The sequence below is a fragment of the Pseudomonas sp. GW823-FHT02C05 genome, assembly GCF_058797595.1.
Window position 1 is genome coordinate 219,843 of record NZ_JBXAJU010000005.1, and the last position, 16,201, is coordinate 236,043.

The 16,201-nt window shown below is 65.3% G+C and carries 14 protein-coding genes and 1 tRNA gene; 1 reads left to right on the forward strand and 14 read right to left on the reverse strand.

The features are described 5' to 3' along the window. Positions 1–9: 9 nt before the first annotated feature. The 7 genes from AC1RGE_RS26205 to AC1RGE_RS26235 form a co-directional block, all read right to left on the reverse strand. Positions 10–837 (reverse strand): acid phosphatase, encoded by an 828-nt coding sequence (locus AC1RGE_RS26205; protein WP_011058698.1) that lies wholly within the window; start codon positions 835–837, stop codon positions 10–12. 35 nt (positions 838–872) lie between these two features. Beyond that, entirely contained in the window at positions 873–1,724 is an 852-nt protein-coding gene (locus AC1RGE_RS26210; protein ID WP_174395549.1) for a MipA/OmpV family protein, read from the reverse strand. 213 nt (positions 1,725–1,937) lie between these two features. Continuing rightward, positions 1,938–2,972: a DUF1254 domain-containing protein gene (locus tag AC1RGE_RS26215; protein ID WP_053155951.1), complete on the reverse strand. Its 1,035-nt coding sequence runs from the start codon at positions 2,970–2,972 to the stop codon at positions 1,938–1,940. 161 nt (positions 2,973–3,133) lie between these two features. Beyond that, entirely contained in the window at positions 3,134–4,117 is a 984-nt protein-coding gene (locus AC1RGE_RS26220; RefSeq protein ID WP_123431230.1) for a helix-turn-helix domain-containing protein, read from the reverse strand. Between the two features lie 265 nt (positions 4,118–4,382). Further along, positions 4,383–4,458, reverse strand: a tRNA-Thr gene (locus tag AC1RGE_RS26225). A 113-nt stretch (positions 4,459–4,571) separates the two neighbouring features. After that, positions 4,572–5,528, reverse strand: coding sequence for an agmatinase (gene speB / locus AC1RGE_RS26230; RefSeq protein ID WP_019093902.1), 957 nt, complete (start codon positions 5,526–5,528; stop codon positions 4,572–4,574). A 29-nt stretch (positions 5,529–5,557) separates the two neighbouring features. Continuing rightward, on the reverse strand, positions 5,558–6,943 hold the full coding sequence (locus tag AC1RGE_RS26235; protein ID WP_053148563.1) for a sodium:solute symporter family protein: 1,386 nt from the start codon (positions 6,941–6,943) through the stop codon (positions 5,558–5,560). 198 nt (positions 6,944–7,141) lie between these two features. Here AC1RGE_RS26235 and AC1RGE_RS26240 point away from each other — a divergent pair, with 198 nt between their 5' ends. Beyond that, positions 7,142–7,786, forward strand: coding sequence for a hypothetical protein (locus AC1RGE_RS26240; RefSeq protein ID WP_011058704.1), 645 nt, complete (start codon positions 7,142–7,144; stop codon positions 7,784–7,786). Between the two features lie 53 nt (positions 7,787–7,839). Here AC1RGE_RS26240 and AC1RGE_RS26245 read toward each other — a convergent pair whose 3' ends face one another. The 7 genes from AC1RGE_RS26245 to AC1RGE_RS26275 form a co-directional block, all read right to left on the reverse strand. Further along, a complete protein-coding gene (locus AC1RGE_RS26245) occupies positions 7,840–8,061 on the reverse strand; it encodes a formate dehydrogenase subunit delta (protein WP_011058705.1) in 222 nt (73 codons plus the stop codon). Then, positions 8,058–10,955 carry a formate dehydrogenase subunit alpha gene (fdhF, locus tag AC1RGE_RS26250; protein ID WP_492585268.1) on the reverse strand — a complete coding sequence of 966 codons (2,898 nt, stop codon included), beginning with the start codon at positions 10,953–10,955 and terminating at the stop codon, positions 8,058–8,060. Before fdhF ends, AC1RGE_RS26245 begins: the two co-directional genes overlap by 4 nt. Continuing rightward, the gene (locus AC1RGE_RS26255; RefSeq protein ID WP_492585270.1) at positions 10,952–12,511 is read right to left on the reverse strand and encodes a formate dehydrogenase beta subunit; all 1,560 of its coding nucleotides are present in this window, start codon (positions 12,509–12,511) and stop codon (positions 10,952–10,954) included. The genes fdhF and AC1RGE_RS26255 overlap by 4 nt, the downstream gene beginning before the upstream one ends. Next, entirely contained in the window at positions 12,511–12,987 is a 477-nt protein-coding gene (locus AC1RGE_RS26260; protein ID WP_019093898.1) for a formate dehydrogenase subunit gamma, read from the reverse strand. The genes AC1RGE_RS26255 and AC1RGE_RS26260 overlap by 1 nt, the downstream gene beginning before the upstream one ends. 404 nt (positions 12,988–13,391) lie before the next feature. Further along, positions 13,392–14,207 (reverse strand): ABC transporter permease, encoded by an 816-nt coding sequence (locus AC1RGE_RS26265; RefSeq protein WP_019093897.1) that lies wholly within the window; start codon positions 14,205–14,207, stop codon positions 13,392–13,394. Between the two features lie 7 nt (positions 14,208–14,214). Beyond that, entirely contained in the window at positions 14,215–15,051 is an 837-nt protein-coding gene (locus AC1RGE_RS26270) for an ABC transporter permease (protein ID WP_011058710.1), read from the reverse strand. 10 nt (positions 15,052–15,061) lie between these two features. Next, on the reverse strand, positions 15,062–16,174 hold the full coding sequence (locus tag AC1RGE_RS26275; protein WP_015633809.1) for an ABC transporter substrate-binding protein: 1,113 nt from the start codon (positions 16,172–16,174) through the stop codon (positions 15,062–15,064). Positions 16,175–16,201: the final 27 nt, after the last annotated feature.

Genomic DNA, 16,201 nt, shown 5'->3' on the forward strand with positions numbered 1-16,201 from the left:
TTTCTCCGATCAGTGCTGGGTCAGCCCAAGAGCCACGCCTTCGGCTGCGCAGTCCTCGGCAGGCTTCAGGCCGGCCTGCTGCGCTGCCTTGACCTCCTCCTTCGCGGCCGCCAGGTCGGCGAGGAATGCCGGATTGCCATGCAGGCTGGCGACCGTCGCGGCCCCCATGATGCGGCCAGCGTCCACGTCGCTCTGCCAGTGGGCGTCGCAGATGACCCGGCTCTGGCCGTATGCCAGGCCACGGGTCATCAGTTCGGTGGCGCGGGCCGGGCTGATCTCGGCCAGGACCAGCCCCCAGGCCCAGCCCGCGGCGGAGTGGCCGGAGGGCCAGGAGCCATCCGTGCGCAGCAGTGGCTCCATGTCCTTGCGGCACGTGCCTTCGTCATGCACCACGAAGGGGCGAGTACGGTTGTAGGCATTCTTTCCGGCGTAGGTGGAGCCCCCCGCATCCGTCAGGGTGCGCTGCATCAAGGTATAGAGATGGGGGGTGCTCTTTTCGCTGATCTGCGTGCCCAGCGCGCAAGAGAAGGTTTTCGCCGGGCCGGGGAATGACAGTTCTGCATCGGTTGCCGCGAGTTTCTCCCGGCTCGAGCCACGCAGCGCCAGCGCCGCACGCCGTGCTTCTTCATCCCGCGCGAGGGCCGCGGAGCCCGGTTTTGGCGGGGCCCCGAGCAATGCCAGGCGTACAGGCAAGTCAGCCGGTTCAAGGTAGCCTGGCGCCAGCTTGAAGTGCGGGTCGGTGACCTTCGTGGCGGCGTCCTCGGCCAGCGCCCATGCCGACCAGAGCAGGCCGGCCAGGGACAGTGTCACCGCGAAGGGTTCAGGTATTTTTTTCATCGTGCGTTCTCTTTTCTATCCATGACCACGGCTGATCAGAACCGGTACAAGGCGTCCAGATAGGCTCCGGCACCGACCTTTTCCCCCGTCAGCGGGCTGTCACGGGCGTCGGAGACCAGGGCGTAGGTCTTGATGCCCCCTTCCAGCGCCAGCTGTGGCTGCCATTGCCAGGTCAGGCCCAGCTTCAAGGTCACGTCGCGCATCCCGCCACCGGGGTGGTATTCATCGAACCGGGTGCGTGCGGCTTGCTGGGCGGTGACGCCGAAGCGGGCCATCATGTCGTTCTCGTTGCTCCAGGTGCCGTACAGCGTCGAGTCCAGGGTCAAGGTCGAAGACAGCGGGTAGGTGGTGGCGACCCCGGCTTCCAGGTACGCCGTACGGCCCAGGCTTTCGCCACCGTAATTGCGCCTCTGGCTCGATTGCAGGCCGCGTACGAACAAGCGGCCGGCGGGCAGGATCCAGTACGCTTCCGCCCCCACCAGGGCGGTGCTGTCCAGGTTGCCCATGCCCCGCAGGTAGTCATCACGGCCGTCCAGGGTGTGAATGCGTTCCTTGCGCCCCGGGTCATAACCCACCAGCAGGGCCACGCCGAAAGGCGCCAGCCCCGGCAGATCCCATCGCAGTCCTTCCGGAAAGGCCGCGGTAAAGGTGCCCCAGTCCTGGGTCGGCATGACCGCCTTGAGCTTCAGTGACGGGAAGGCGGCGTAGTGGGAAGCGCCCTGGTACAACGGGCCAACAGCCAAGCCGCCGCCTACCGTCACCGATGGCGTGCCGCCTGAATCGGCCGGGGCAGCCTGGGCAGGCGGCACCAGCATCAATGCAAGGGCTGCACCTAGGGAGAACACCACGGGAGACCTGAAAGAATGTGAATGATCCTTGAGTGTCATTGTTCATTTCCTTGGGTGTGAACTCTGTAGTGCAGAGCCATTGCTGAGTTGATCACCACTATTCAACTTGCAGGTGCTGGTATCCGAGGCGAGTGCAGGCCGGTAAACCCCCGGCGCAAGCGCTGGCCTCATGGATCGCCCCAGTGCGTTTACAAGTACCGATGGCAGGAGTCCGTCGTTTCGACAAACTTGCACTTGCTCGAATAATCGAATTTACAAATCGACGGGCTCGGGCGTTGGAAAACGCCATTGGCCACTGAGTATTTCGTTACTCGGTCGATAGAGCCTGACGGTGTAGTTCCAGCCGGGTGTCGTAACCAGGCAATTGACGACCTTGGCCTCGCAACCCCCGAACTGGATGACAATTGAACCATCGGCACTTTTCTTGGCAGTGAGGTTGTTCAGCGAATAGGCGTCATAGGGGTTTTTCTGAAAGTACCCGTCGGCGTTGTAAACACTCACAGACCAGAAACTCTTGACCGGTACCTGTTCAACCTTGAGCCGGTAGACGGTTTTTCCATCGTTGTGCGGCAATACTGCTCCGAGGTAGATGGCGTCCCTGCTCGGGTTGCCGCCCCAGCCCGTTGCGGTTCCGATCAGGTGGCGCACCGGATCGACCCTGCCCTTCGGGCCAAAGGACTGGTTGTAGTCGGGAAGGGTCGAACCCAGAACAGCCAGGGCATCACGCACTTTTTTCTGGCTCGCCTGATCCCACTTCGGAACCACGAACTCCCCGTGCCTGGCCTGGCTGACCTGGATGGCGTCCTGCAGCGCATGCACCTGCTCGAGGTCTTTGCGATCCGTGGGGTCGAAGAACAGGCGGATAGCGACAAATACATAGCGTGTGCCGATGTCCTCTTTCGCCAGCGTATGGGGACCTGGCCCATAAATGACTGCCGGCACGTAGTGATCTTCGTTGACCACTTGCATCGACATGAACCTCTCACCGGCTTCAGGCAAGGTGACAGTCACCGGGCCGGCATCGAGATCGAACACCGCTGACGAGTAAAGCGTGTCCCTGTTCATGCGGATGACATCCTGAGCGTCGATGGCAACCGCTTCGCGGCTGTGAACAAACCGCCCCAAGCCTCCACTCTTCACACTCTTGCCCATGTAGAGGTCGGACTCGGCGCGAGCAAAGTTATCGACATTTACCCGCACCGGCGCATCAGCGGATGACTGAGCGTGTGCACTGGCAAAAGTGGCCAGCGTCAGGGCGACGATGCAGGCCGTGGATGAATCGGGCATGTAAACCTCTAGCGTTTTTAAGTGGGCATTACCTTTTCAGACTGTAAAAGAACACCCCGCTGGAAACTTGCCATTTGGTGCCAAAAGCACACCAGGCAAGTACCGCGAAGTGGGTTATTTGAAGGCGCCCGATAGTGGGGCGGGAGGGTCAGGCGAAGAGGTTAACGATCATCTTTCAAGAGCGAGCGGTAGCGTGACGGCGAACTTCCGGTCCAGCGCTTGAAGGCTCGGGTAAAGTGCGCCTGGTCACTGTAGCCCACCATGTAGGCAATCTCGGTCGCGGTGTATTTGCCGCTGGCAATCAATTGCAGTGCTTCGCTGCGACGGGTTTCGTCACGCAGGTCTTCGAAGTCCATGCCGCAGTACTTGAGGCGCCGCTGTAGCGTTCGGGAAGACAAGCCGATGTTTCTTGAAATAGCGGTAAGTTTGGATCGATCCTGATCCGCGATCCGTTCGATCAGCACACCGGCGGCTTGCGCGGTCGACTTCAAGGCCTCGGTGACTTTCCAGGCGTCATCCCGGGCAGGTTGCAGTGGGGTGTCGAGCAGCTCACGGTCGAATTCGATCATGTTGTGCTTCGCGTTCATGTGCAGATTCGGCCCCAGGTACTCCTCCAGCGCCTCATCTCCTCGCTCCCGCGGGTTTTGCAGATGCACCCGTATGGCGCAAGGCTCGCCGGACATGAGCGGCACTTTCCTCAGCAGCGCCAGAGTGCCGAGAATGACCTGCTTCGGATCAGCCCCGTGCTGCCCGGTGAATTGCTGGATCAGCTTCGTCGTACGGCCTTCGGTAACGATTCTTACGTCACTCCCTTGATGCAGTAAGTCCGTATGGATCGCTGCCACTGCGCACGCCTGGGCAAGGTTGGTCGAACCCAGGATCAACCCGCCCCAGGCGCCGAGTGAGCGTACTTCGATCAGATGCCCCACCGTTGCACCCGCGAAGGGGTCCTGTGCGACCGCGGCCATTTCATTGGCGATGTGAAAACAGGTCGCTCGCGGCACCCAGGCATCCGGGTATTGAAAAACCTGCGGGGAAATCCCGTAACGCCGGAAGAACTCCAGCGGCGACACCCCGCGCATGCTCAGGTAGGGCGCTATTTGCTGAAGCGTGCTGAGTTTGATGGAGGGCGTTGCATGGGTCATGAGCGTTTGCACCTGGTTCAAAGGCCGTGCACGTGAGGAACGTCCGAGTCCGCAGGAAACACTAGCGCAAAACACCTGCCGGAGTCGTGCTGGCGATGTGCATTAAACACGAAGGACATTGTGCTTGTGGGACTTGCGAAGAAGGGTAAGGGGGGCTGAAGCGCAGTGATGCCGGGTCCAGCAAGGTGCTGAAGGCATCGGGAGAGGATTGTTTGACCCTGGAAACAACAAAGCCCTCGCATCGCTGCGAGGGCTTTGTTTTGTATGGTGCCGGCACCAGGAGTCGAACCCGGGACCTACTGATTACAAGTCAGTTGCTCTACCAACTGAGCTATACCGGCGTGTCAGGGCGACGATTATAGCGATTGGCGGGCTTCTGTAAACCCCTGAAATCTGACTATTTTTGCGAAGCGCTCAGGGCCGCGTCCGCTGGCAAACGATTGGCTGGCCCTCCTCAGGAGCCTTGCGCTATCGATTCGGCGAGGATGCACAGCAACTCGAACATCAGGGTCGCGCCCACCAGGGCGGTGGCGCCGCCGACGTCGAAGGGCGGCGAGACTTCCACCACGTCGGCGCCGACCAGGTTCAGGCCGCGCAGGCCGCGGATCATCTGCTGGGCCTGGAGGGTGGTCATGCCGCCGATCTCCGGGGTGCCGGTGCCGGGGGCGAAGGCCGGGTCGAGCACGTCGACGTCGAAGCTGATGTAGGTCGGGCCGTCGCCCACCACGCGCCGGGCTTCGGCCAGGGTGGCTTCGACGCCGATGTCGGCGAACTCTTCCATGTGGATCACGCGAATCCCGCAGTCCCGGGCGAAAGCCTCGTCGTCGGCGCTGTAGATCGAACCGCGAATGCCGATCTGCACCGTGCGCTTGGGGTCCAGCAGGCCTTCTTCGATGGCGCGGCGAAAGGGCGTGCCGTGGGTGTAGAGGTTGTCGCCGAAGTAGCGGTCGTTGGTGTCGGAGTGGGCATCGAAGTGCACCATGCCGATGGGCCGGTGGCGGGCCAGGGCGCGGAAGATCGGCAGGGTCACCAGGTGGTCGCCACCCACCGCCAGGGGCACGGCGCCGGCCTGGTGCAATTGGCTGAAGAAACCTTCGATCTGTTTCAGCGAATCCAGCAGGTCGATGGGGTTCACCGGTGCATCACCCAGGTCACCGACCCGGACCAGGTCATAGGGGGCGATGCGGCTGACATGGTGCACCTTGCGCATCAGGCTCGACTGGTTGCGCACCTCCCGCGGGCCGTGGCGGGCACCGGCACGGTTGGTGGTGCCGCCGTCCCAGGGCACGCCCACCAGGGCGATCTGCACCTGGGCCGGGTCGTCGAACAGCGGCAGGCGCATGAAGCTTGGAATGCCGGCGAAGCGTGGGACCAGGGCGGCATCCACGGGTTGGGGAAAGGGCTTGGACATGGCGGGGTTCCTTGTTCGCTGTGAAGGATTTATTCGGTGGCGCTGCGCAGTGCCGGTGCCGCCCGGCTTGTCAGGCTGACGCCGACAAAGGTCAGCAGGCTGACCCCAAGCCCGTAGTAGATCGGGGTGTTGGCGAGAATGCCGTCGCGGACCATGAACGCGATCACCGTCAGGCTGCCGGTGAGCATGCAGGCGATGGCGCCCCTGGCCGAGGCGCGGCGCCACAGCAGCGCGCCCATGATCGGCACCAGCAGGCCGCCCACCAGCAGGTTGTAGGCGATGCTCAGCCCGGCGATCACGTCGTTCACCAGGCACGCCATCAACAGCATCGCCGCCCCCAGCCCGAGGGTGATCCAGCGGCTGCTGGCCAAGTGGTTTTCCCCGCCCCGGGTAAGGAAGCGGCTGTAGATGTCTTCCTTGAGCACCGTGGCCGACGCCAGCAGGCAGGCGCTGGCGGTAGACATGATGGCGGCCAGGGCCGCGGCCACCACCAAGCCGCGCAGGCCGGCGGGCAACACGCTGCGGGTGACTTCGGCGAAGGCGTTTTCCGCCACCGCCAGGTCCGGCAGCAGCAGTTTGGCGGCGGCCCCCACCAGGGCGCAGGCGGCGCCATAGAACATGCAGTAGATCCCGGCGCCGAGCCCGGCGTAGCGCACCACGCTTTCACTGCGGGCGGTGAACAGCCGCTGCCAGATGTCCTGGCCGATCAGGGCGCCGAAGAAGTACAGCAGGAAGTAGGTGAGGATGGTGTCCAGGCCGATATTGCCCAGCTCGAAGAAGCCCGCCGGCAGGTTGGCCTGCAAGGCTTCCAGGCCGCCGGCTTGGCCCAGGCTCATGGGCAGCAGGACGCCGAAGATCCCCAGGGTCATGATCACGAACTGGATGATGTCGGTGAGGGTCAGCGACCACATGCCGCCGATCACCGAGTAGAAGATCACCAGGCCGCCGCCGCAGAGGATCGCGGTGATCCGCGGGATCTCGAACACCACTTCGGTGATCGAGCCGATGGCGATGGTGGCGGTCACCGCCACCATCAGGTCGTAGGCCACCATCACGCAGCCACCGATCAGCCGCGAGGACGCCTGATAGCGCTGCTCCAGGATCTGGGTCACGGTAAAGACCCGCAACTGGGCGATCTGCCGGGAGAACACCAGGCTCAGCACGATGATCCCCAGGCCCAGCATGAACACCAGCCACAGCCCGGAAATGCCGTAGCTGTAGCCCAGGCGCACCGAGCCTATGGTGGAAGCGCCGCCGAGCATCACCGCCGACAGCGTGCCCAGGTACAGGGCCGGGCCCAGGCGGCGCCCGGCCACCAGAAAGTCATCCTGGCTTTTCACTTTGCGCATGCCCCACCAGCCGAGGCCGGCCATCAGCAGGACGTAGATCGCCATTACCAGATAATCGAGTGCCATAACCGTCGCTTCCTTTTGTTTTTGTTGTTGAAGGCAGGTCGGCGCAGCGTAGGTGGCAGGGGTTGCCGGGTACATCCCGGCGGGCACAAGCTGGCTTGTGTTTTGTGGAAAGTGCCTGGGTGGCAGTGAAGGCTGCGGGCACTCGGCCGATAGCCTGTGCGGGCCCGGTGGCCGCTTCAGTCAAAGGAAACTTCAGTGATGAATCTCGCAACTCCCACCCTGCTGGCCGCGTTGGCGTTGCTCGGCGCTTGCAGTGTCAAACCGGTACAGCCCTATTCGGAACCGCCCCTGAGCGTGCCGACCGCGCAGTTGCGGGTGATCACCAACGGCGAGGTGCGCGGGGACGCCTATGCCGGGTGCCTGGGGGACAGCAAGCGCCTGGCCAAGGCCGGGCGTTTCGGCAGCGATCAACAGGCCAACATCAACTACCCGCAGTTCCCGGTGCAGCCCCGGCAGATCGACATGCTGCCCAGGTTCGCGCCGAAACTGCCGGCCTACGCAGGGGCGATCCGCAGGGGCGAGGGCGCCTACAACGAGATCGCCACCGAGTACCGGGTACCGGCGGGCCGGCCTTTCCTGCTGGAAGGCGGGGGCGTGGCGGCAGGTGGCTATGGCAGCACCTACAGCACCTGCCCTGAGGTGAGGAAGGTGGTGCTGTTCGAGCCGGGCAAGAGCTACGAGGCCTATGTCGGCCTGAACTACATCCCCCAGGCGAACGGCGAAACCGCAGCCATGTGTGCCTTTGCGGTGTACCAGTTGTTGCCCCTGGGCAAGCCGGGAGCGGTCATGCCGATGGCGGTCCAGGCCAAGCCGCCGGTGGACAGCAAGTGCCCGGGTAGCTGAGCCGTTGGAGGGTAGCCCCGGCCTGGGGTAGCAGGCCGGGGGTGAGGGCTGGTCTAGGCCTCCCAGCCCGCGTCGCGCACCGCCTGCTGCACGAGTGGATGCAGTTCGGCCCCTTGCTGCTCGGTCTGCCAGGCCAGCAGTTCCTTGCGCATGCCTGGGGTCCAGAACATCTGCATGTGGTTGCGTACGCTGAGCACGGCCTGTACCTGGTCCGGCTCATTGGCGAAGTACGAGGCGATCTGGTTGGCCATCTTGATCAGGTTGGCGGTGCTCATCGGCGCACCTCCGCCTTGCCGCCCCGGGAGCGGCCACGCTTGTCCAGCAGGCGATGCTGCTCTTCGCTGAATGCCTGGTAGCGCTTCTGCCATTCGGAAGGGTGGTAGACGCGGCTGACTTCCACCGCGGTGACCTTGTATTCCGGACAGTTGGTGGCCCAGTCGGAGTTGTCGGTGGTGATCACGTTGGCCCCCGACTCGGGGAAGTGGAAGGTGGTGTAGACCACCCCCGGTGCCACCCGCTCGGTGACCCGGGCCCGCAGCACGGTCTGCCCGGCGCGGCTGCCGATGCCCACCCAATCGCCTTCGTTGATGCCCCGGCTCTCGGCATCGGTGGGGTGGATTTCCAGGCGGTCCTCGGCGTGCCAGGCGACGTTGTCGGTACGCCGGGTCTGGGCGCCGACGTTGTACTGGCTGAGGATGCGGCCGGTGGTCAGCAGCAGCGGGTAGCGACCGTTGACCTTCTCGTCGGTGGGCACGTAGCCGGTGAGCATGAAGCGCCCCTTGCCACGCACGAACTCGTCGATGTGCATGGTCGGCGTGCCATCCGGCGCGGCGTCGTTGCACGGCCATTGCAGGCTGCCGTGGCGGTCCAGGCTGGCGTAGCTGACGCCGGTGAAGGTCGGGGTCAGGCGGGCGATCTCATCCATGATTTCCGAGGGATGGCTGTAGTGCATCGGGTAGCCCAGGGCCGCGGCCAGGGCCAGGGTGCCTTCCCAGTCGGCCTTGCCGCCCAGCGGCTCCATGACCTTGCGCACCCGGGAGATGCGCCGTTCGGCGTTGGTGAAAGTGCCGTCCTTTTCCAGGAACGAGCTGCCCGGCAGGAACACGTGGGCGAACTTGGCGGTTTCGTTGAGGAAGATGTCCTGCACCACCACGCATTCCATGGCCGACAGGGCCGCGGTCACGTGCTGGGTGTTGGGGTCGCTCTGGGCGATGTCCTCGCCCTGGCAGTACAGGCCCTTGAAGCTGCCGCCCAGGGCTGCTTCGAACATGTTGGGAATGCGCAGCCCGGGATCGGCCTGCAGGGTGACGTTCCAGGCCTGCTCGAACTGCTGGCGCACCGCCTGGTTGGAGATGTGCCGATAGCCCGGCAGCTCGTGGGGGAAGGAGCCCATGTCGCAGGAACCCTGGACGTTGTTCTGCCCCCGCAGCGGGTTCACCCCGACCCCTTCGCGGCCGATGTTGCCGGTGGCCATGGCCAGGTTGGCGATGCCCATCACCGAGGTGCTGCCCTGGCTGTGTTCGGTGACGCCCAGGCCGTAGTAGATCGCCGCGTTGCCGCCGGTGGCGTACAAGCGCGCGGCGGCGCGGATATCGGCGGCAGGTACGCCGCAGATGGCGCCGAGCACTTCCGGCGAGTTGTCGGCGCGGCTGACGAAGGCGCTCCACTGGGCGAAGGCTTCCGGCTCGCAGCGGGCATCGACGAACCCCTGATTGACCAGCCCTTCGGTGACGATCACATGGGCCAGGGCATTGAGCATGGCCACGTTGGTGCCCGGGCGCAGGGCCAGGTGCAGCTCGGCGCGGGCGTGCACCGAGTCCACCAGATCGATGCGTCGCGGGTCGATGACGATCAGCTTGGCCCCTTCACGCAGGCGCCGTTTGAGCTGGGAACCGAACACCGGGTGGGCGTCGCTGGGGTTGGCACCCATCACCAGGATCACGTCGGCCTGCATCACCGAGTCGAAGCTCTGGGTCCCGGCGGACTCCCCCAGGGTCTGCTTGAGGCCGTAGCCGGTGGGCGAGTGGCAGACTCGCGCACAGGTGTCGACGTTGTTGTTGCCGAAGGCTGCCCGCACCAGTTTCTGCACCAGGTAGGTTTCTTCGTTGGTGCAGCGGCTGGAGGTGATACCGCCGATGGAGTCGCGGCCGTACTTGAACTGGATGCGCCGCAGCTCGCTGGCGGCGTAGGTCACCGCTTCGTCCCAGCTGACTTCCTGCCACGGGTCGCTGATGTGCTTGCGGATCATCGGCTTGGTGATGCGGTCCGGGTGGGTGGCGTAGCCCCAGGCGAAGCGGCCCTTGACGCAGGAGTGGCCGTGGTTGGCCTGGCCGTTCTTGTCCGGAACCATGCGCACCAGCTGGTCACCCTTCATCTCGGCGCGGAACGAGCAACCCACGCCGCAGTAGGCGCAGGTGGTGATCACCGCCCGCTCCGGCTGGCCCATCTGTACCACGCTCTTTTCCATCAGGGTGGCGGTGGGGCAGGCCTGCACGCAGGCGCCGCAGGACACGCATTCGGAGTCCAGGAAGTTGTCGCCACCGGCCGCCGCAACCCGGGATTCGAAGCCGCGGCCGCTGATGGTCAGGGCGAAGGTGCCCTGGGTTTCCTCGCAGGCGCGCACGCAGCGGTTGCAGACGATGCACTTGCTCGGGTCGTAGTCGAAGTAGGGGTTGGAGGTGTCTTTCTGATCGTCCAGGTGGTTGGCGCCGTCATAGCCGTAGCGCACTTCCCGCAGGCCCACCTGGCCGGCGACGGTCTGCAGTTCGCAGTTGCCATTGGCCGAGCAGGTCAGGCAGTCCAGGGGGTGGTCGGAGATGTACAGCTCCATCACGTTGCGGCGCAGGGTCGCCAGTTTCGGCGTTTGCGTATGCACCACCATGCCTTCGCTGACCGGGGTGGTGCAGGAGGCCGGGTAGCCGCGCATGCCGTCGATCTCCACCAGGCACATGCGGCACGAACCGAAGGCTTCCAGGCTGTCGGTGGCGCAGAGTTTGGGAATGGTGGTGCCCATCAGGGCCGCGGCGCGCATCACCGAGGTGCCCTGGGACACGCTGATGCTGCGCCCGTCGATGTTCAGGCTGACCTGCACCTGGCTGTCGCGGGCCGGGGTGCCGAAGTCCACGGCATTGAGATCGATGTCTGTGGCTGGGTCGAAAAGAGTGATCATTGCTCGGCCTCCGAGGGCGCCAGACCGAAGTCGGCGGGGAAGTGCTTCAGGGCGCTGGCCACCGGGTAGGAGGTCATCCCGCCCAGGGCGCACAGCGAGCCGTATTGCAGGGTGTCGCACAGGTCCTTGAGGATCAGCGCCTGCTCATCGCGGCGGCCTTGATCGGGAGCGGCCAGCAGGCGATCGATGACCTCCACGCCGCGGGTCGAGCCGATGCGGCACGGGGTGCATTTGCCGCAGGATTCCTCGGCGCAGAACTGCAGGGCGAAGCGCGCCATGCGGGCCAGGTCCAGGCTGTCGTCGGCCACCACCACACCGCCGTGGCCGAGCATCGCGCCCATGGCGGCGAAGGCTTCGTAATCCAGCGGCGTATCGAACTGCGAAGGCGGTACCCAGGCGCCGAGCGGGCCGCCGACTTGCGCAGCCTTCAGTGGCCGGCCGCTGGCGGTGCCGCCGCCATAGCCTTCCACCAGCTCGCGCAGGGTCAGGCCGAAGGCCCGTTCCACCAGGCCGCCGTGGCGCACGTTGCCCGCCAGTTGGAAGGGCATGGTGCCCAGGGACCGGCCCATGCCGTAGTCACGATAGAACGCCGCGCCCTTGGCCAGGATCAGCGGCACCGAGGCCAGGGTCAGCACGTTGTGCACCAGGGTCGGCTGGCCGAACAGGCCTTGCAGCGCCGGGATCGGCGGCTTGGCGCGAACGATGCCGCGCTTGCCTTCCAGGGAATCCAGCAGGGCGGTCTCCTCGCCGCAGATATAGGCCCCGGCACCGACCCGCACTTCCATGTCGAAGGCCTGGCCGCTACCGCCGGCGTTGGCCCCGAGGTAACCGGCATCCCGGGCGATGTCCAGGGCCTCGCGCAGGGTCGCCACGGCCTGGGGGTATTCCGAGCGTACGTAGATGTAGCCGTAGCTGGCGCCGACCGCGAGGCCGGCAATGGCCATGCCTTCGATCAGCAGGAACGGGTCGCCTTCCATCAGCATGCGGTCGGCGAAGGTGCCGGAGTCGCCTTCGTCGGCGTTGCACACCAGGTATTTCTGCTGCTGCGGCGTGTCGCGCACGGTGCGCCATTTGATCCCGGCGGGGAAGGCCGCGCCGCCACGGCCGCGCAGGCCGGAATCGAGCACCGCGGCCACGGTCTGCTCGCCGCCCAGGGTGATGGAGCGGGTCAGGCCCTCGAAGCCGCCGTGGGCCCGGTAGTCGGCCAGGGACAGCGGCCGGGTAATGCCGGCGCGGGCGAACAGCAGGCGTTGCTGGTTCTTCAGGTAGGGCAGGTCTTCGACCCGGCCCAGGGCCAGGGGATGGCTGGCGGCATCGCCTTGCAGGGCGTCCAGCAGCGCCGGTACGTCGGCGGCGCCCACCGGGCCGAAGCCCAGGCGCCCGTCCGGGGTGTCGACTTCCAGCAGCGGCTCCAGCCAGTACAGGCCACGGGAGCTGGTGCGTTGCAGTTGCAGCGGTAGCTGGCGCTGTTCGGCCTGGGTGGCGATGGCCTTGGCCACTTCATCGGCGCCCACGGCGCGGGCCAGGGAATCACAGGGCAGGTAGAGGCTGGGCATCACGCGTCCTCCCGGCAGCTGTCGAGCAGCGCGTCCAGGCGCTCTGCGCTCAGGCGTGCATGCAGCTGGCCATCCAGCTCCAGGGCTGGCGAGCAGGCGCAGGCCCCCAGGCAATATACCGGCCGCAGGCTGATGTTGCCGTCGGCGCTGCTGCCGTGGTCGTCCAGTTGCAGGCGCTCGCGCAGCTGCGCCGCCAGTTGCTCGGCGCCGCGGCTCTGGCAGGATTCGGCGCGGCACAGGCGCAGGATGTGCCGCGCCGGCGGCGAGGTACGAAAGTCATGGTAGAAGCTGATTACCCCGCGAACTTCGGCCTGGCTCAGGTTGAGGCTGTGGGCTATTTCCGGGATGGCGGGATCGGGGATGTAGCCGAGCTCTTCCTGGATCTGGTGGAGGATCGGCAGCAGCGCGCCCGGGGAGTCTTTGTGGCGCTCCAGCAGGCGGTGGATCAGAGGCAGGTGCAGTGTTTCATCAGGCATACAGCATTCCTCACGGTCACGGACACACCTGGTGGTTGTCGGCTGTCCGAAAGTGTCGGCTGCGGCGCTGGTTGCCGCGTCACGGTAGCGCGGCGTTTCAGGCCGTTGGCCATGCACCCTGAATGGGCATCTTGTTGTACCCGGCGCGGTCGTTGCCGCACCTGTTCAGGGCATAAAGGGCAGCTTGACACGCTGCTTCTGGTTCATCTGCACGAAAGCGACTTGTTCGGTTCCATCTACGACCACCCATTGAGTCTAGAAGAGCCTGGGCAACCGGGTGGGCGAGCGGGGCACTATCGGATAAAACGCGGGGAGTGAGGGATGACTTCGGTCAGCTCGGAAGCGAATAGCCAGGGAGTAGGGTGGGCCCCGTGGCGAGGGAGCAAGCTCCCTCGCCACGGGCGCTAGGAGCGGGCGCGGCGCTGGGCGGCGTACTGCAAGGCCAGGCGGCCCATGAGTACCAGCAGGGTCAGGCCGATCAGCAGCACCGAGATCGCCGCCACGCTGGGGTCGACGTTATCGCGCAGGCCGCTCCAGATCCGCCGCGGCAGGGTGTTGACGTCGACACTGGTGATGAACAGGGTCACCGCCACTTCCTCCCAGGACAGGGCAAAGCTCAGCAGCGCGGTGGAGAAGATCCCCAGCTTGAGGTTCGGCAACATCACCAGGAAGGTGGTCTGCATCAGGCTCGCCCCCAGGTTGCGCGAGGCCAGTTCGATGCGCCGGTCCACCTGGCTCAGCGCCACGAGCATGGTCACCACGCCGTAGGGCACCACCATCACCACATGGGCGATCACCACCCCGGGCAGGGTGTCGTAGCCCCAGCCCGGGGCGATGCGCCCGAGGTTGGTTTCCATGAAGTACAGCACCAGCGCCGAGATCACCGGCGGAATGGCCATGGGCAGCAGCACCAGGCCGATCAGCAGGGTTGCCAGGCGCGAGCGCAGGTACCAGATGCCGAGGCTGAAACTCACCGCCAGCAAGGTGGCGATCAGGCTGGTGGCGCTGGCGATGGCCAGGCTCTGGCCGATGCTCGACAGCCAGTCGGGGTTGCTCAGCAGCGCCTCGTAGTGGCGCAGCGACCAGTGGCCGTCGGGCATCGACAGGTAGCGTTTGGCGGTGAAGGAAACCGGGATCACCGTCAGCAGCGGGAACAGCATGAAGGCCATGGCGACCACGGCGATCAGCCGGGTACTCAGGGCAGTGCGATGTGTATTCATAGTGACCTCAACCCACCAGTCGATTGACACGGGTGATGCGCATCAGCAGCCAGATCAGCGCGCTGACCAGGGTCAGCAGCACCAGGCTCAGGGCCGCGCCCAGGCCCCAGTTGCTGGTCTGGAACATCTGCAGGAACACGTATTCGGCAATCATCACCGTCTGCCCGCCGCCCAGTAGCACCGGGGTGATGAAGAAGCCCAGGCAGAACACGAAGACCATGATGAAGGCCCCCAGCAGCCCCGGCAGGGTCTGCGGCAGCAGCACCTGCCAGAAGGTGCGCAGGGCGCCGGCCCCCAGGCCGCGTGAGGCCAGCAGCACCCGTTGATCCAGCTGGCGCATGCTCGACAGCAGCGGGAACAGGGCATAGGGGATCATGAAGTGCAGCATTCCGATCACCACCCCCAGTTCGTTGCGGGTCAGTTGCAAGGGGTGATCGATCCAGCCCAGGGACAGCAGGCTGTCGTTGACCACGCCGTTGCTGCGCAGGGCGATCAGCCAGCCGAAGGCCCGCACCAGCACCGAGATCCAGAACGGGATGAACACGCAGATCTCCACCATGCGCTGCCAGAACGGCGGGCTGAACACCCAGCAGTAGGCCAGCAGGTAGCCGATCACCAGGGCCAAGAGGCTCACGGTCAGGCACAGGCGCAGGGTGCGCAGGAGCATGTCGTGGATCGCCGGATCGGTTGCGATGCGCTGGTACTGCCCGAAGCCTGTCTCCGGCAGGGTGAAGCTCCAGCTCACCACGCCGAAGAACGGCAACAGATAGAACACCACCAGTAGCAGCGGCAGCGGGAACAGCAGCAGGCTGCGTTCCAGGCGTGCGGTTCGGGTTGCACTCATGGTCGGCGGCTCATTTGGACAGGTGGGTCAGGTACTGCTCCAGGGTGCTGGAGTAGTGGTCGGCGTACCACTGGGTGTCGAGGAAGATCTGCTTCTTCATGTTGGCTTCGGAGGCGCAGTTGATCTCCCGCTGTTCGGCGCTCATCAGTTGCTGGGTGGCGGCGTTGGACGGGCCGTTGCCCAGGGCCTCGAACAGCTTCAGTTGCCCGGCCGGCTGCAAGGCGTGCTGGATGAACTGCATGGCCGGTGCGGTGCCCGCGGGGTTGTCCTTGAGCACGCCCCAGCTGCTGGCGTTGAGGAAGGCATGGTCGAAGCCCCACTTGATGCGGCCGCCGCTGTCTTCGTGGAGCAGGGTGGCGCGGGTGTGCCAGATGGCGCCCATGGAGGCTTCGCCTTCGATCATCAACTGCTGGCTTTCCGCACCCGACCCCCAGAACGACAGGACATGGGGCTTGAGCTCATCGATCTTGCGCAAGGCGCGGGGCACGTCCAGCGGGTACAACTGCTCGGCGGCCACGCCATCGGCCAGCAGCGCGGCTTCGAGCATGCCGTTCATCCACTTGTAGAGGGTGCGCTTGCCGGGGAATTTCTCCACGTTCCAGAAATCCGCCCAGTCCTTGGGGCCGTTGTCGCCGAACTTCTGGCTGTCCCAGGCGATCACGTAGCTGAACAGGTAGCCGGCGATGCCGTGCTCGTGGGACAGCGACGGCGCCACCAGGTCCCGCTGCACCACGCTGTAGTCCAGGGGTTGCAGGACCTTGTCGCGGCCCAGGGTCATGGCGCTGTAGCTGTCCACGTCGACCACGTCCCAGCTCGGCCGGCCGCTGGCCAGCTGCGAACGGATGGCCCCTTCGGTGGGGCCTGCGCCGTCGATGCGCACCGGGATGCCGGTGCTCTTGGTGAAGCTGTCGGTCCAGGCGCTGCGAAAGGCATTGAGTGCGTCGCCGCCCCAGTTGACCACCACCAGGGGCTTGTCGGCGGCCCAACTGATACCGCTGCGCAATGCCAGGGGCACCGCCGCCAGCAGGCCCATGGCCTGGAGGAAGGTGCGGCGGCTGACCTGCCCGCCGCGGGCTTTTTCGATGAGGATTTCAATGCAGTCGCGTTGATGGTGCTGGCTCATGGGGCAAGTCCTCGCGAGGCCGGTGCA

Bases quoted from the DNA above. Each gene is read 5' to 3' on its own strand.
- AC1RGE_RS26205 (WP_011058698.1), bottom strand. From the start codon at position 837: ATGAAAAAAATACCTGAACCCTTCGCGGTGACACTGTCCCTGGCCGGC.
- AC1RGE_RS26210 (WP_174395549.1), bottom strand. From the start codon at position 1,724: ATGACACTCAAGGATCATTCACATTCTTTCAGGTCTCCCGTGGTGTTC.
- AC1RGE_RS26215 (WP_053155951.1), bottom strand. From the start codon at position 2,972: ATGCCCGATTCATCCACGGCCTGCATCGTCGCCCTGACGCTGGCCACT.
- AC1RGE_RS26220 (WP_123431230.1), bottom strand. From the start codon at position 4,117: ATGACCCATGCAACGCCCTCCATCAAACTCAGCACGCTTCAGCAAATA.
- speB (WP_019093902.1), bottom strand. From the start codon at position 5,528: ATGTCCAAGCCCTTTCCCCAACCCGTGGATGCCGCCCTGGTCCCACGC.
- AC1RGE_RS26235 (WP_053148563.1), bottom strand. From the start codon at position 6,943: ATGGCACTCGATTATCTGGTAATGGCGATCTACGTCCTGCTGATGGCC.
- AC1RGE_RS26240 (WP_011058704.1), top strand. From the start codon at position 7,142: ATGAATCTCGCAACTCCCACCCTGCTGGCCGCGTTGGCGTTGCTCGGC.
- AC1RGE_RS26245 (WP_011058705.1), bottom strand. From the start codon at position 8,061: ATGAGCACCGCCAACCTGATCAAGATGGCCAACCAGATCGCCTCGTAC.
- fdhF (WP_492585268.1), bottom strand. From the start codon at position 10,955: ATGATCACTCTTTTCGACCCAGCCACAGACATCGATCTCAATGCCGTG.
- AC1RGE_RS26255 (WP_492585270.1), bottom strand. From the start codon at position 12,511: ATGCCCAGCCTCTACCTGCCCTGTGATTCCCTGGCCCGCGCCGTGGGC.
- AC1RGE_RS26260 (WP_019093898.1), bottom strand. From the start codon at position 12,987: ATGCCTGATGAAACACTGCACCTGCCTCTGATCCACCGCCTGCTGGAG.
- AC1RGE_RS26265 (WP_019093897.1), bottom strand. From the start codon at position 14,207: ATGAATACACATCGCACTGCCCTGAGTACCCGGCTGATCGCCGTGGTC.
- AC1RGE_RS26270 (WP_011058710.1), bottom strand. From the start codon at position 15,051: ATGAGTGCAACCCGAACCGCACGCCTGGAACGCAGCCTGCTGCTGTTC.
- AC1RGE_RS26275 (WP_015633809.1), bottom strand. From the start codon at position 16,174: ATGAGCCAGCACCATCAACGCGACTGCATTGAAATCCTCATCGAAAAA.